Source organism: Winogradskyella sp. PC D3.3 (genome assembly GCF_054366245.1).
Genome location: NZ_CM135962.1, coordinates 2,357,027 through 2,372,879 on the forward strand (window position 1 = coordinate 2,357,027; position 15,853 = coordinate 2,372,879).

11 protein-coding genes are annotated in these 15,853 nt (G+C 34.2%); 3 read left to right on the forward strand and 8 right to left on the reverse strand.

Annotated features, from left to right (window positions below; all coding sequences use genetic code 11):
* The first annotated feature begins 41 nt into the window (after positions 1 to 41).
* From ACXGSQ_RS10330 to ACXGSQ_RS10340, 3 genes are all read left to right on the forward strand, one after another.
* A complete protein-coding gene (locus tag ACXGSQ_RS10330; protein ID WP_458626122.1) occupies positions 42 to 2,753 on the forward strand; it encodes a tail fiber domain-containing protein in 2,712 nt (903 codons plus the stop codon).
* A gap of 296 nt (positions 2,754 to 3,049) precedes the next feature.
* On the forward strand, positions 3,050 to 3,952 hold the full coding sequence (locus tag ACXGSQ_RS10335) for a hemagglutinin protein (protein WP_458626123.1): 903 nt from the start codon (positions 3,050 to 3,052) through the stop codon (positions 3,950 to 3,952).
* A gap of 17 nt (positions 3,953 to 3,969) precedes the next feature.
* The gene (locus ACXGSQ_RS10340; RefSeq protein WP_458626124.1) at positions 3,970 to 4,863 is read left to right on the forward strand and encodes a T9SS type A sorting domain-containing protein; all 894 of its coding nucleotides are present in this window, start codon (positions 3,970 to 3,972) and stop codon (positions 4,861 to 4,863) included.
* A gap of 12 nt (positions 4,864 to 4,875) precedes the next feature.
* On the opposite strand, the gene ribB is transcribed toward ACXGSQ_RS10340, so the two are convergent.
* From ribB to pheT, 8 genes are all read right to left on the reverse strand, one after another.
* On the reverse strand, positions 4,876 to 6,027 hold the full coding sequence (gene ribB, locus ACXGSQ_RS10345; RefSeq protein ID WP_458626125.1) for a 3,4-dihydroxy-2-butanone-4-phosphate synthase: 1,152 nt from the start codon (positions 6,025 to 6,027) through the stop codon (positions 4,876 to 4,878).
* A 32-nt stretch (positions 6,028 to 6,059) separates the two neighbouring features.
* Positions 6,060 to 8,063 (reverse strand): LptF/LptG family permease, encoded by a 2,004-nt coding sequence (locus ACXGSQ_RS10350; protein ID WP_458626126.1) that lies wholly within the window; start codon positions 8,061 to 8,063, stop codon positions 6,060 to 6,062.
* A gap of 17 nt (positions 8,064 to 8,080) precedes the next feature.
* Positions 8,081 to 8,722 (reverse strand): LolA family protein, encoded by a 642-nt coding sequence (locus ACXGSQ_RS10355; protein ID WP_458626127.1) that lies wholly within the window; start codon positions 8,720 to 8,722, stop codon positions 8,081 to 8,083.
* Between the two features lie 66 nt (positions 8,723 to 8,788).
* Complete coding sequence (locus ACXGSQ_RS10360) at positions 8,789 to 11,236, reverse strand: FtsK/SpoIIIE family DNA translocase (RefSeq protein WP_458626128.1); 2,448 nt, start codon at positions 11,234 to 11,236, stop codon at positions 8,789 to 8,791.
* Positions 11,237 to 11,270: 34 nt separating this feature from the next.
* Positions 11,271 to 12,074, reverse strand: coding sequence for a M15 family metallopeptidase (locus tag ACXGSQ_RS10365; RefSeq protein WP_458626129.1), 804 nt, complete (start codon positions 12,072 to 12,074; stop codon positions 11,271 to 11,273).
* A 136-nt stretch (positions 12,075 to 12,210) separates the two neighbouring features.
* Positions 12,211 to 12,579: a diacylglycerol kinase gene (locus ACXGSQ_RS10370; protein WP_458626130.1), complete on the reverse strand. Its 369-nt coding sequence runs from the start codon at positions 12,577 to 12,579 to the stop codon at positions 12,211 to 12,213.
* Positions 12,580 to 12,586: 7 nt separating this feature from the next.
* On the reverse strand, positions 12,587 to 13,087 hold the full coding sequence (gene tpx, locus ACXGSQ_RS10375; RefSeq protein WP_458626131.1) for a thiol peroxidase: 501 nt from the start codon (positions 13,085 to 13,087) through the stop codon (positions 12,587 to 12,589).
* Positions 13,088 to 13,299: 212 nt separating this feature from the next.
* Positions 13,300 to 15,726 (reverse strand): phenylalanine--tRNA ligase subunit beta, encoded by a 2,427-nt coding sequence (gene pheT / locus ACXGSQ_RS10380; protein ID WP_458626132.1) that lies wholly within the window; start codon positions 15,724 to 15,726, stop codon positions 13,300 to 13,302.
* Positions 15,727 to 15,853: the final 127 nt, after the last annotated feature.

Genomic DNA, 15,853 nt, shown 5'->3' on the forward strand with positions numbered 1-15,853 from the left:
TTTTTATCTCACTAAGGATAGATACATAAACAGTAACCACTATGAAATCACTTATTACTCTTATTTTAACCTTATTACTCGCAACACTTGGTTTTGCCCAAAACGGCATCAACTACAAAGCCATTATCAAAGACAACTCTGGTAATGTTATAGCCAACGATTTAATATCCGTACAATTTACCATTCTGAAAGGTGTAGATCAAACCAATGTGTATCAAGAAACCCACACACCAACGACTGACGTCAACGGTCTTATTATAGTAAATATTGGTGAAGGTACACCTATAAGTGGCACGTTCGCAACGATAGATTGGGCAAGCGATACCACCTTTTTAAACACTAAAATAAATACTGGATCTGGTTTGGTAGATATGGGGACTACCGAGTTTAAAACCGTGCCTTATGCCATAAATGCAAAAACGGCAACAAACGTAACTGGGCTCGAGGCATTAAATGAAGGCAATGGCACAGGTTGGAGATTGAAGGGGCGAGACTCTAATAACTATGGCGATATTGGTGCAAATGCAGTAGACATAAGTAGTAATTATTCTCCAAGCACAACTATAGGTGCTACTGGAAGTTATTCCATAGCTATGGGAAGAGGAACGACAGCTTCAGGAGATTTTTCCTTAGCTATGGGTGGTTATACAAAAGCTTCAGGAAATAATTCTATGGCTACTGGGTATTATTCAGAGGCTTCAGGAACTTCTTCTTCGGCTATGGGGTATAATGCTAAAGCATCTGGAGATTATGCTATAGCTATGGGCTTTAATCCAATAGCATCAGGACAGGCTTCGACAGCCACAGGATATAATTCTACAGCATCTCAAGATTATGCTACAGCCATGGGGCATGGTACTATAGCGTCTAATTATAGTTCTACAGCTATGGGGGATTCTACAGAAGCATCAGGTCTAAGTTCTACAGCGATGGGATTTGAAACAGAAGCATCGGGTCAAACTTCGGTAGCGATGGGACAGTCTACAACAGCGTCAGGTCAGACTTCTACCTCCATGGGACTTGAAACAGAAGCATCAGGGAGTTATGCTATAGCTATGGGCTATAAAACATTGGCTTCAGGGGTGGCTTCTACAGCTATGGGGTCATCATCTACGGCTTCAGGTGATTCTTCTACAACTATGGGATCATATTCTACAGCCTCAGGAGATTCTTCTATAGCTATGGGGGCATCCTCTACGGCTTCAGGGTTGGCTTCTACAGCAATGGGATCATCGTCTACGGCTTCAGGAGGTTCTTCTACAGCTATGGGATCATCGTCTACGGCTTCAGGTGATTCTTCTACAGCTATGGGATATCATTCAGAAGCCTCAGGACATTCTTCAATCGCTATGGGATCATATTCTACTGCCTCAGGGTATTATTCTTCAGCCATAGGAAGAAGCACGAAAGCGCAATCAGTTAGTTCCACAGCACTTGGTCAGTTTAATGTTGGAGGAGGAGATGCAGTAAGCTGGGTCGTTACAGATCCCTTATTTGAAATTGGAAATGGTTCTAGTAATGCATTAAGAACAAACGCTTTAACGGTTTTAAAAAACGGAACGATTACCGCTCCTAGTTTTGATTTATCCGAAATAACAGATCCCAAAGCATTAATTACTAAAGAGTATGCAGATACCAAATTAGTAGCTACTGGTCTTGAAGCCATTGATGAAGGCAATGGCACAGGTTGGAGATTGAAGGGACGAGACTCTAATAACTATGGAGATATTGGTGTAAATGCAGTAGATATAAGTGGTAATTATTCTCCAAGCACAACTATAGGTGCTACTGGAAATTATTCCATGGCTATGGGAAGAGGAACGACAGCTTCAGGAGATTCTTCCTTAGCCATGGGGCAACTTACAATAGCATCTGGGTTGCTTTCTACAGCTTTGGGACAGTCTACTGAAGCATCAGGGTATTCTGCTATAGCTATGGGGCGTTATACGTATGCATCAGGATATTATTCTACATCGATGGGAAAAAACACTAGAGCATCAAGTTTAGCCTCTTTAGCTATTGGTAGGTATAATGTAGGTGGAGGTACTGCTACTTCTTGGGTTGAAACAGACCGTCTTTTCGAAGTTGGTATTGGTACAAGCTCAGCAAATAAAACAAATGCTTTTACTATTTTAAAAAACGGTAAAGTTGGTATAGGAACTGCTACTCCATCTTCAAGATTCCAAATAACCAATGGATCTGATGCTAGTTATACTAACAATTCAGGATATATGGTTATAGGTGAAGTAACAGGAACTAACATTGTTTTTGACCAAAATGAGATAATAGCAAGAAATAATGGAGTTGCCTCACCGCTTTTTTTACAACAGGATGGTGGCGATGTTAGAGTCGGAGGTGTCGTAGTGCATAGTAGCGATAGGCGTTTGAAAAAAGATATTACGCCTTTACCTTACGGTTTAGAAACCATTTTAGAATTAAATCCTGTAGAATACTATTGGAAAAACAGAGAACAAGACCATAAATCACTTGGTTTAATTGCTCAAGAGGTACAACCTATACTTAAAAACATAGTGCACACTGCTGATGATGAGGATAAAACGTTAAGCGTTAGCTATACGGAGTTAATTCCTGTTTTAATTAAAGCCATACAAGAACAACAAGCGATTATTACTTTGCAACGCGCCGCATTAAATACAGAGAAATCGATTAATGCTAAACAAAGCGCACAGTTGGAAGCGCTTTTAAACCGCGTAGAAAGTATTGAGAAATTTAGTGCTTTAAAATCGCAATAGTGTTAAAAATCAATTCATAAAAACATTGAAAAGAATGGACAAGGTTATATCTAATACAATATGACTAACGTGATTAAAAGTAAAATCTTAAGGAAACTATACGATAGCAAGGCTTTAATAAGTAATAAAATAGACAATGTTACATACGTTACAACATTTGTTACAATAGTAATATCTATTTGCTCCTATAGAATATAATTTTGAAAAAACATACAATTAAAAAAATGATTTAGTAAAAATAAAACTTTATCTCATGCATATGGAGAGCTTATAATCCATTTTAAAATATACATATTATGAAAACTATAATTACCATTTTCAGTATTGTTATTAGTATAGCTGTACAATCACAATCCATAGAAAAATTCAGTATCGATTCTGGTGGTGCATCCGTAACCGCAGGAGGCATTCAAATGCTCTATACTATAGGAGAGATTAATGTACAAGAATTAAGTGCTGGAGGTATTTCGGTATCTGAAGGCTTTATTAATCCTATGAGTTTAATGATAAAACTAGATCCTAAAATATTTTTGGAAGGTCCTTATAATGCTGGTGTTATGAATGATGATTTGCGTAGTACCGATAATATTCCAACAACAAGTCCTTATGCAGATAATGCCACATGTAATGCTATGGTTTTTGATACCACAGGCAATAATGCCATAATCGATTGGGTATGGATCGAAATACGCGATAGCAATGACGGTTCAACAGTAATAGCAGAAACCTCAGCACTTTTACAAGCCGATGGTGATGTGGTTGCTACTGATGGTACTTCGGTAGTAAATATCAATGTTGCACCAGGAAGTTACTATGTCATGGTTAGTCATCGTAATCATTTAGGAGTGCTTACCGAGAATCCTATAAGCCTATCAGGAAGTACAATAGTCTTAAACCTTACTAATAATAGTGTCTTAGTAACAGGTGGTACCAACGGTATAGCTAACATGGGAGATGGTAATTATGCACTTTTTTCTGGTGATTTTGATGGAAATGGCCAAATACAAAACACGGATAAAAATGGAGTCGTGCCGTTACGAGGGTTGACAGGCTATTATAACGCCGATTTAGATATGAATAGTGAAGTACAGAATACAGATATCAATATATCACTAATACCCAATTTAGGAAAAGGTGAACAATTTGCAAGAAGCCTACTTTTTGCAAAACGAAATGCAGAAAATTTAAACAAAAAATAACCTATAAATTTATCATTATGAAAAACAATTACAAAACAATTTTAAACAGTGTTATATTAAGCATGGCAATGCTACTAAGTCTTAATGCTTTTGCGCAAGACATTCATTTTACCTTTGCGGATGCTGCTATTACTAGCGAAGGAGGTACTGATTTTTACGAAGTGGATGTACTCATACAGACTATTAACGATACGGGGAGTTTTAAGTTAGGTTCAGGGCAGTTATATTTTACATATAATACGGCAGCATTTGGAGAAAATGTATCTGCAAATAATAAAATAGAATTTACTTATCCAGATGACTATATCTGTGGTCAAGGTATTGATGCCACAGACGCTGCAAAAATATACAATCAATTCACGGTTAATGACAATACTGACTTTAGAGTTTCTTGGGCTTTTTCTCAAGCTTTTGATGCCTCTACGTTCACAGGAGATAATGTAACAGAAATACCAACAAAACTCTTTCACATGAAAATTGAGTTTACAGATAGTAATGAAGACCCTATGGTATTATTTGAAGAAGGACCAATTTATCTCGATCAATTTTTTACTGCCTGTGGTGATAATATACCAACAGGAAACCCATTTGCTGCACCAGATTGCGATAATTTTATATTTACACAATTACCTAATGACACTTTTGATAGTAGTCAAGCGACTTTATCTATTGCGGATATTAATTTAGAGGGATCAAAAATCTCTATTTATCCAAATCCAGCAACAGACAAAGTTAATATTGTATCAAATACCCCAATAGATAGTATTGAAGTTTATAACATCTTAGGCAAACAAGTGCAAGTATTAAAAGGTGCTGATGAGGTTAATGTTTCTAAGTTAGAATCTGGAATCTATTTATTTAAAATCCAAATTGGAAACCAAGTTGAAACCAAAAAAATAGTTGTTAAATAAACGCCTATTAAATTAATATTCTACATATTCAACAATCTCCAAACCATAACCAATCATACCAACACGTTTGGTTTGGAGGCTGTTTGATAATAGTTTAAGCTTGCTAATTTTAAGGTCGTGAAGTATTTGAGCTCCAATACCAAAATCTTTAGTATCCATACCTAAGCTAGGTGCTTTTACTAATTCTCCTTCGATTTGATTATCTTTTAAAATAGACAGACGATTTAATAAATTCATTGATTCTGCTTGCTGGTTAATAAAAATAACAGCTCCTTTTCCTTCGGTATTGATCGCATTAAACATATTGTCTAATTTCTGATCTGCATTATTGGTTAACGTTCCAAGGATATCATTATTGACTAAAGACACATTAACTCGTGCTAAAACGGATTCGTCTTTAGACCAGCTACCTTTGGTTAAAGCAATATGAATTTGATTATTAGTCGTTTGTTGGTAAGCTCTCAGTCTAAATTTACCAAAACGTGTTTCAATATTGAAGTCTTCTTTCTTTTCAATTAAAGAATCGTGCTCCATACGGTAGGCTACAAGGTCTTCAATTGAGATGATTTTTAAATTAAATTTCTCTGCAACTTTTAATAATTGAGGAAGTCTTGCCATAGTGCCATCCTCATTTAAAATTTCAACTAAAATACCGGCTGGTTGAAATCCTGCCAAACGCGCTAAGTCAACAGCTGCTTCCGTGTGTCCTGTACGTCTCAAAACGCCACCATTCTTAGCTTTTAGAGGAAATATATGTCCCGGACGCCCTAAATCGTGCGGTTTTGTATCCTTACCAACTAAAGCTTTTATGGTTTTGGCTCTGTCATGAACTGAAATACCTGTTGTACATCCTTGTCCAATTAAATCAACAGAAACTGTAAACTGTGTATGATGCAGAACGGTATTGTTTTGTACCATCATTGATAAATCGAGTTCTTCACAGCGGTCTTCAGTTAGAGGTGCACATATGAGGCCTCTACCATGTTTTGCCATAAAATTTATCATTTCAGGAGTCACCGCTTCCGATGCTGCAATAAAATCACCTTCATTTTCACGATTTTCATCGTCAACAACAATGATAACCTTACCTTGTTTTATGTCTTCTATTGCTTCTTCAATAGTATTTAGACTGGTTTGTGTATTCTTGGTTTTTGTTGTTATCATGGTGCTTTTTTTTAGACGCTGCAAAGATACGTTTATTTTATATTTTGAAGACAGCTGAAGTAGAAGTCTTGAGAAATTCTACTCCTTACAATAATATATTTTAGTGGATATATTGGAAGGGTTAGTATGAGAATTAACGGATTAATTTGCTTTCCTTTTTGATTAATAGTTTTATAGAATTTTGAATATATAAAGGCATTAACAATTACATAAATTACAAAAAATAGAGATCCAATTAGGGCTATACTTAATGCCGAATCTGCAAGTTGCGGAAGCTTATTGTTTTTAAATACAAAATGTAATACTAATAGTATAGCACCAATACAATAACCTATCAATGCTGTTTTTGAATAAGCGTTGTAGTTTTTGAGTAAGGCTTTAGCTTTAATTAGATTATTTGGTATTTCTAAACCTTCAGACTTTAAACCTTCTAGTGAAATGTTACGATTTAATAAATTATGAAGCGCAATCTCTTTTGGTTTTTTATCTAAATCGAAATCGTCTTGTTTCTTTATAATACTAATCAATTCTTCAATTGAGTATTTTGAATAAAAATTATAGACTTTAGTATCACTTTCAGAAAGTTGAAGCTTTTGTTTTGAATTGAATAATCGTTTTAATGGCACAATAATAGCATCAAACTGAAATACACCTTTATCGTTCGTAGCACGTGTGGTTAGATAAATACTTAACGGTAGCATTACGGCTGTAGAAAGCCATGAACCAATAACGGGACTAAAACTACCTTTCTCTGCACTGTTTTTTGCGAAAATACCAAAGAAATGATAGGTTAGAAATAGGACTATGGCAATAACCATTGGTAAGCCAAGGCCACCTTTTCTTATTAAAGCACCAAGTGGTGCACCAACGAAAAAGAGAATAATACAAGCAAAGGCTAAAACAAATTTATCCTGCAATACAATAATGTGCTTGTTTAATAAAACTTGTTTTTTTTCTAAATTTTTTCTATTTGAGTCTAGAATTTGCCTTGTACTATTGGCTGAATTTACTGCTAAATTTAGAATCTGAATTTTTTGTGGGGTCTTATAAAAATCTAAAAGGTTTTTAGTTTTAAAAATTGAATCTTTTAAAATCGTATCTCTTGTTTTACTCGTATCAATATTGATATTTAATGAGGCATAAGTACTTCTATTAAACAGCGTATTTGATAAATTTTTATAATCCGTTTTACGTTTTTGTTGTAAGGTGTCAATGACTTTATTGAGTTGACTTACATTTAGCATGTTGTAGCGGTCGGAATGACTCTTTTCGTCTAAGTCTTCAGAATTTAATATTTCTAAATCTACATTAGTAATGTAATTATCAAAATAGCTTTTAACATGGGGTTTCTTAAGATTCTTACGAACATCTTTACTTATAATTTCTTCGTAATAATTTCCATTAATCAGTTCGAGTTGAAGAATGTTAGAATCTGGACTGCTTTTAAGTTCTCCCTTTTCTGAAATGATAACTTTATAATTACCTCTTCGTGTGCCACTTTTTTCATGAATAACAACACCTTCTAAAAACTGACCACGATCTCCTGTTTTTTTGTCGACCTTAATATTAAGATTACCAATTTCATTAAACTGACCTTCTGCAATTGCAAGGGCCGGTTTCATTTTGGCGATATTACGTCTTAAGTTGTAAAAATTATATTCACCCCAAGGAATAACGTTGTTGGCAAAAAAGAAGCAACCAATTCCAAGAGCAACAATAAATACGCTTAAACTACGCATGGCCCGTTGCAATGAAATCCCCGTTGATTTCATGGCAGCAAACTCATAGTTTTCTGCAAAATTTCCAAAAACCATTATAGAAGATAATAAAATGGTTAAGGGCACTACCAAAGGAATTAACTTTGGCATGTAATACAAAATAAATTTTGCCGTCACCATGACATCTAAATCTTTACCAGCAAGTTCAGCAATGTATAGCCAAACCCCTTGTAAAATGAAGATGAACATGAATATAATAAAGACGCTAAAAAACGTCCTTAAGAATGTGATAAGTATGTACCTATCTAATATTTTCACAAAAATAAAGTTTAGCCTTAATCTATTTTATTGATAAAGTAATCGTCGTATTTACTTTTGTCAAATGTAAATAAGGTTTTTGATATAGGTTGGTCGGTTTTAAAAGAATTAACAGTTAATGTTGTTTTTGTTCCGTTTTTACCAACTTCAATCAAATTATAGATATGTTTTGTCGTAGCATCAATGCCTAATAAGACATGCTTTATTTCAGAATTGGTATCTATTGGACTCAATTTAATGTACTGAATTTTTCTTCCTTTTATGGTCTGAATGATGTCCATTTTATAGGCATACCCATCTTCATAAAATGATAACATTTTACTTGGCGTAATAGTGCTTTCGTCATCGGTGTTATCTGAAGAAATAGTTACTTCTTCGTCTTCAGGGCTAATTGTGTATAATGTTTTTCCGTCGAATATTCTAGTTATACCTAGGATGTTAAGTTTGTACTTTTCATCTTCAATGACCACATCACCACGGGTTTCTTGCTTAATATTTTCGCTAATATTATTTAATTCATATTTAAAATCTAAACTAATATTTTTATAGCTTTTAATTTTTGTGCTAACTTCGTTTAACATGGTTTCTGCTTTAGTGTCATTTTGCGCAAAAGCACTAAAACCAATAGCAATACATGCAATAATAATTAATTTTTTCATTCGTATTTGTTTCTGTTTTTTTGAATATTATAAAATGATATTTTTGTTAACTACTAAAATTTTAATTTATTGTTGTTCATTTTCTAACAACTGATCTAAAGCCACTAAATCTGGCACTAATACTTGACGGGCCTTACTGCCTTCAAAATTACCAACAATACCAGCAGCTTCTAATTGATCAATAATTCGACCAGCTCTATTATATCCTAATTTTAATTTACGTTGTAATAAAGAAGCAGAACCTTGTTGTGCTGTTACAATAAGTTCAGCGGCTTCTCTAAATAATTTATCTCTATCGGATATATCTATATCAAGATTTGTGCCACCTTCTTCACCAACATATTCTGGTAATAAATGGGCTTCTGGATATGCTTTCTGAGAGCCAATAAATTCTGTTATTTTTTCAACCTCAGGTGTGTCAACAAAGGCGCATTGAATTCGAATCAATTCGTTTCCTTGTGTATAAAGCATATCTCCACGACCAATTAATTGATCGGCTCCTGAGCCATCTAAAATAGTACGCGAATCTATTTTACTTGTTACTCTAAATGCGATACGTGCAGGGAAATTGGCTTTAATAATACCTGTAATTACGTTTACAGAAGGACGTTGCGTGGCTACAATTAAATGTATTCCAATAGCACGTGCTAATTGCGCTAGTCTAGCAATAGGGGTTTCTACTTCTTTACCAGCCGTCATAATTAAATCGGCAAACTCATCCACAACTAAAACAATGTACGGTAAAAAGGCGTGACCGTCATTTGGGTTCAGTTTCCGAGCTTTAAATTTCGTATTGTACTCTGCAATATTTCTACAAAATGCATTTTTAAGCATTTCATAGCGGTTGTCCATTTCAATACAAAGCGAATTCAAGGTGTTGATAACCTTAGTGTTGTCGGTAATAATAGCATCTTCACTATCGGGAAGTTTTGCTAAATAATGACGTTCTATTTTGTTGAAAAGCGTTAACTCTACTTTTTTAGGATCAACAAGAACAAATTTAACTTCTGCAGGATGTTTTTTATATAATAAAGAGGTTAGTACCGCATTTAAACCTACGGATTTACCTTGTCCTGTGGCACCTGCCATTAATAAGTGTGGCATTTTAGCTAAATCCACAACAAAGGTTTCGTTACTAATGGTTTTTCCAAAGGCAATCGGTAGATGCATTTCAGATTTTTGAAATTTCTGAGAGGCAATAACAGAACGCATCGATACAATAGTTGAATTCTTATTGGGTACCTCAATGCCAATCGTTCCTTTACCTGGAATAGGTGCAATAATACGAATACCTAACGCTGAAAGCGATAAGGCTATGTCATCTTCTAAATTCTTAATTTTTGAAATTCGGATCCCTGCATCTGGGACAATTTCATAAAGGGTAACGGTTGGTCCTATAGTCGCTTTAATACTCGCAATCCCAATCTTGTAATTGTTTAAGGTTTCAACAATTCTATTTTTATTTTCTTCTAGCTCTTCTTGGTCAATAGAAATACCTTCGTTATCGTATTTTTTTAATAAGTCTAAGGTTGGGAATTGAAATTTTCCTAATTCAAGAGTAGGGTCAAATTGACCAAAATCTTCTACGAGTTTATCGGCTAAATTATCGGATTCTGATTTTTCTTCTTCAACAGTTTCGACTTCCATTTTTAACTCAGGAACATCAATCGTCTCTTCATTAGGTTTTTCAGTCACTTCCATTTGTAACACTTCAACTTTAGAATCCTTTTCAATTTCAGGTTCTGGTTTAGAGTGATTAGTAATGGTCGGTTCTGCCTTTTTTAAAGGAATGTCTAAAGCTGATTTAATGGCTTCAGCTTCTTCGGTTAAACTATTGTCAAAAACAGCTGTTGGCTTGGTTGTGGTTTTTTCAGATTGTAAATCTTCTTTTATAGACGTTTTTGCACGTTTAAAACTATTAACAATGGATTCGCCTGTAACTTTAAATCGAATTGCTAAATAGATGATTAACCCAAAAAGCAATAAAAGTATGGTGCCTACTTTACCAATATAATCTTGAATAAATAGGTTCATTTCAAAACCAATTGTACCTCCTAAAATATCATATTTGTGGGTAAAGAATCCAAAAAGTATAGAAAGCCAAATCACAATGAGTGTTCCCCAAATCCAGTGTTTTCTTAATTTTGACTTCTTTAAATTTAAAGCGACATATATACCTGAAAGAAATAATAAACCAGCAAATATAAAGGATGGTAAACCAAACCCTTTGGTAATAAAAAATTCGCTAACCCAAGCACCAAGTTGACTCGCCCAATTTTTGTATTCAACAGAGCGTTCTGGGAAATTATGAAGTGCACTTTGATCTTCCTTACCCGTAAAAACAAAGGATAAGAATGAAATAAAGAGTAATACCCCTATAATAATAAGAAAACTACCAACAATCAGTTTTTGTTGACTCGATAACTTAAGTGAAGGTTTTTTTAACTTAGTCTTCGCTTTCGCTTTCGGTGCCGCTTTAGTGGTGGTTTTCTTTTTTGTTGTTGTTTTTGCCATGCTTGCTTTCTGAGTATTTCAGAAGTCTATTTATTTAATTGTAATTTTTTGCTTTTTGAGAAATGCCATTTACATAATCGTTTATAACATTTAAATCCTTTGCGATTTCAAAACCCTTAAAATCTGTAATATCTGCAATTGTAATATTTGAATTATAATAGTTCAAATAGTGATTTGCAAGTGGTAAATAGGACCAATGCCATTTTTCAAGATTATAACCTGTTCTACCATTGTCTTTACTAGTGTAAACTTGATAAAATCCAAAATCATTAGCATTTGCACTTAGCCAATCATAGATGGCTTTTCCTTTTCCAGTGCTAAAATACGAATTACTTAAACTATTTAAGTCTAAATCGGTTCCCCAATGATGACGTGATGTACTTGGCATAGAACTGTATTCTAGTATTTTTTGAGCGCGTTGTAAAGGTTTGAGATTAGAATAAGCATTCCATTTACGTTCCCATATGGCTTTTTGTTCAACAAAATTTCGAGTTCCAGATACGATCTGTAACGTAATACCGTTTTGCTTAGCTGCTTCATTCATGTCTAAAAAAGCTTTATAGACTGCTTTATTAAGGTAAATGGTTTTTGCTGAATGTTCAGGGTTCACTTTAGTGAACATAGTGTCTGTTTTATAATCAAACTTACCTAATACAAGAGCCTTATTAATGTCTTTAAAAGGAGCTTTGATTGTTTTTAACGTATCAATTTTAGCGGTATCAATTTTAGTGGTATCAATTTTAGTGGTATCAATTTCGGTAGAACTTATTTTTTTATCGTTTGCATTGCAACTTAAAAGAACCAATATAATAGAAAACGTTGTTAATAATGATTTCATTGTAATACTCAAAAGTTGTGGTTAAAATTAAAAGGAACAAAAATACAAATATGAAACGTTTCTCTTTGCCATTTTGGTATGGAAACACGAATTAAATTTAAGCTTTTTAAAACTTATTAGAACTCCTTTTGTTGCTTTAAATAAGTTTTGGAAGATAGATAATACCAGCAATTATCACTGCTGTGATGGATGCCATAAAAACTGCACCAGCAGCAACATCTTTTATTAATCCGATTTTTTTATGATAGTCTGGATGTATAAAGTCTGCAATTGCTTCAATGGCTGTGTTTATGCCTTCAACACTCATGACTAAGCCAATCATTATGACTTGAGCAATCCATTCTGTTTTTGAAATATTAAAATAGAAGCCAGCAATAGTTACAACTAATGCAATGCATAATTGAACTTTGATACTGGCTTCAGTTCTAATAAGTATAAGCATGCCTTTAAAAGCAAAGCCTATACTTTTTATTCTATTAATTAAAAATGATTCTTTTTTTAGCATTCGGTAATTATGCTAAACTAGCTAATGCGCTGTCGTAGTTGGGCTCATCTTTAATTTCGGCAACTTGTTCTGTGTGCAGAACCGTACCATCAGTGTCAATAACAACAATACAGCGAGATAATAAAGGCACTAAAGGTCCTGTTTTAAAAGTGATACCGTAATCGTTTCCAAAATCTCCGGTTTTAAAATCTGAAAGACTTTCTACGTTATCTAAACCTTCGGCTCCACAAAAACGAGCTAAAGCAAATGGTAAATCTTTAGAAATACATAATACTTTTGTATTGTCTAATGTGCTTGCTTTTTCATTAAACGTTCTAACCGATTGCGCACAAGTACCGGTGTCTACACTCGGAAAAATGTTTAATACTAAACGACTGCCTTTGTAGTCTGCATTAGATTTTGCTGATAAGTCTGTTGCTGTAAGTGTGAAATCTGGTGCTTTTGTACCAACCTTTGGTAATTCACCTGTAGTTTCTATTGGGTTTCCACCTAATGTTATATTTGCCATGGTTTGTTTTTTTATGTTTGTTAAAAATACCAACTTTTATGCGCATTACCCTTAAATAAAGAATAATATTTAGAATTATTCTTGGCGTTGCTGTTACTTTGGTTGTGTTATTTAAGGTATGAAATTAATATTATAGATTTAGCGGGTTATAGATATATAAAAGCCCTTAATCCATATGGCTTAAGGGCTTTTGTTTTGATAATTATAAATTGTTATCGCAATTCAGCACCAAGCTTACTTTCAAAATTAGATTGTAATTTGGACATGATTTTATCAATCTGTTTATCGTTTAGCGTTTTGTTTTCGTCTTGAAATATAAAGCTCACCGCATAACTCTTTTTACCATGAGGTAAATTTTTGCCTTCGTAAACGTCAAATAAATTCACGTTTTTAAGCAAATGTTTTTCGGTTTGTTTGGCTATAGTGTGAATATCTTCAAAAGTTACTTTGTTATCTAATAACAGTGCAAAATCGCGTCGTATTGAAGGGTATTTTGAAATAGGACTAAACTTAATTTTATTGTGTTTAGCCATTTCAATAACATTATCCCAGTTAAAATCAGCGAACAATACATTCTGAGAAATACCAAAGTGTTTTAAAACTGATTTTTTAACCAAGCCAAAGTCAACCATTTTTTTATTTCCTATAGAAAAGCTCATGCCTTCACTGAAAACATCAGAATTATTAGGTGTGGATTTTAAGCGTGTTAAGCCTAAACGTTGTAAAACCACTTCAATGGTGCCTTTTAAATAAAAGAAATCACTAGGGGTTGCAGAACTATTCCAACGTTCTTCTGTTTTGTTTCCTGTTACAAAAAGAGATAAGTGTTTGTGTTCTTCGCGGGCTTCAGTGTATTGATGGTAGGTTTTACCATATTCAAACAACTTTAAGTCGTCACGTTTTCTATTAATATTATGGGCTACCGCTTCTAATCCTGAAAACAGTAATGACTGTCGCAGAACTTCTAAATCATTACTTAGCGGATTAAGCATTGTTACATTATGCTCAGCTTTTAAATCTTCAGTTAACTCTACATATTTTGGCGTGGTTAATGAATTCGCCATAATTTCAAAGAAACCTTGAGATGCTAACTGATTTCCAATAATATTTTGAAGTTTATAATCTTCAAAACGTGATGAGTTAGAAATAGAAGCATTTAACTTCGTTGTTGTTGCGATATTATTATAACCGTATACTCTAAGGATTTCTTCAATGATATCAGCTTCACGCTGTACATCATTTCTATAAGCTGGTACAGTTAAGCCTAAACCAGCTTCAGTAACATTATTGACTTTAATTTCTAAAGACGATAAAATGCTTTTTATTGTTTCTTCAGGAATGGTCTCACCAATTAATTTTTTAGCATTGTCAAAACTCAACCTTACTTCAAAATCTTTTATTTTCTTTGGGTAAGTATCTACAATATCACTTGTGATTTCTCCACCAGCAATTTCTAAGATTAGTAGAGCTGCTCGTTTTAAAGCATATTCCGTAAGGTTAGGATCGATACCACGTTCAAATCTAAAAGAAGAATCTGTATTTAGTCCATGACGTTTTGCTGTTTTACGCACGCTTACAGGATTAAAATAAGCACTTTCCAAGAATATACGAGAAGTGTGTTCTGAAACGCCAGAATCAAGGCCTCCAAAAACACCAGCAATACACATTGGTTTTTTTGCATCGCAAATCATTAAATCATCTTCGTGCAATTCGCGTTCAATACCATCTAAAGTTGTAAATTTTGTGCCAGCTTCACAGGTTTTAACTTCTATTTTATTGCCAGAAATTCTATCTCCATCAAAAGCGTGTAAAGGTTGTCCTAGTTCGTGTAAGACGTAATTAGTAATATCTACAATATTATTAATAGGAGATAAACCTATGGATTTTAAACGGTTTTGCAACCAAGCAGGAGAGGCTTCAACTTTAACCCCAGAAATAGTAACACCACAATAACGTGGAGCTTTTTCATAGTCTTGTACATCGACATCTACTTTGTAAGCTCTAGCATCAACGTGATAAGAACTTACAGAAGGAGTAATGAGTTCTAATGAGATTTCTTTTTGTAATAAACCGGCTTTTAAATCGCGCGCTACACCATAATGGCTCATGGCATCTGCTCTGTTAGGGGTTAAGCCTATTTCAAAAACCTCGTCATTTTCTACCTTAAAAAGCTCTGCAGCTAGTGTACCAACTTTTACATCGGCATCTAAAACCATAATGCCATCATGCGATTCTCCAAGTCCTAGTTCGTCCTCGGCGCAAATCATACCATAACTTTCTTCACCTCTAATCTTTCCTTTTTTAATGGTCCACGCTTCACCTTCTTCAGTGTAAAGTGTTGTGCCAATGGTTGCCACGGGTACTTTTTGTCCGGCTGCAACATTAGGAGCGCCACAAACGATTTGTACCGGAGCATCGGCACCAATATTTACCGTTGTTACCTTTAATCGGTCAGCGTTTGGGTGTTGTACGCAAGTTAAAACCTCACCAACAACAATACCTTTTAACCCACCTTTTACAGATTCGTATGTGTCAATGCCTTCTATTTCTAAGCCAAGATCCGTAAGTAATTCGCCTGTTTTTTCAGCGTCCCAATCGGTCTTTATAAACTGTTTAAGCCAGTTGTATGAAATCTTCATAGTATCAATTTATTCAAGCTGCAAAGATAGTAATAGTTGATTTGTAATAAAATGTGAAAGGATAAAATTTAGAATTGATTTTAACATTGTATGTTTTTTGTTTTTACACGACTAAAAAAAACAATTT

Excerpts from the sequence above, each read along its gene's own strand:
- ACXGSQ_RS10330 (WP_458626122.1), top strand. The coding sequence starts at position 42 with ATGAAATCACTTATTACTCTTATTTTAACCTTATTACTCGCAACACTT.
- ACXGSQ_RS10335 (WP_458626123.1), top strand. The coding sequence starts at position 3,050 with ATGAAAACTATAATTACCATTTTCAGTATTGTTATTAGTATAGCTGTA.
- ACXGSQ_RS10340 (WP_458626124.1), top strand. The coding sequence starts at position 3,970 with ATGAAAAACAATTACAAAACAATTTTAAACAGTGTTATATTAAGCATG.
- ribB (WP_458626125.1), bottom strand. The coding sequence starts at position 6,027 with ATGATAACAACAAAAACCAAGAATACACAAACCAGTCTAAATACTATT.
- ACXGSQ_RS10355 (WP_458626127.1), bottom strand. The coding sequence starts at position 8,722 with ATGAAAAAATTAATTATTATTGCATGTATTGCTATTGGTTTTAGTGCT.
- ACXGSQ_RS10360 (WP_458626128.1), bottom strand. The coding sequence starts at position 11,236 with ATGGCAAAAACAACAACAAAAAAGAAAACCACCACTAAAGCGGCACCG.
- ACXGSQ_RS10365 (WP_458626129.1), bottom strand. The coding sequence starts at position 12,074 with ATGAAATCATTATTAACAACGTTTTCTATTATATTGGTTCTTTTAAGT.
- ACXGSQ_RS10370 (WP_458626130.1), bottom strand. The coding sequence starts at position 12,579 with ATGCTAAAAAAAGAATCATTTTTAATTAATAGAATAAAAAGTATAGGC.
- tpx (WP_458626131.1), bottom strand. The coding sequence starts at position 13,087 with ATGGCAAATATAACATTAGGTGGAAACCCAATAGAAACTACAGGTGAA.
- pheT (WP_458626132.1), bottom strand. The coding sequence starts at position 15,726 with ATGAAGATTTCATACAACTGGCTTAAACAGTTTATAAAGACCGATTGG.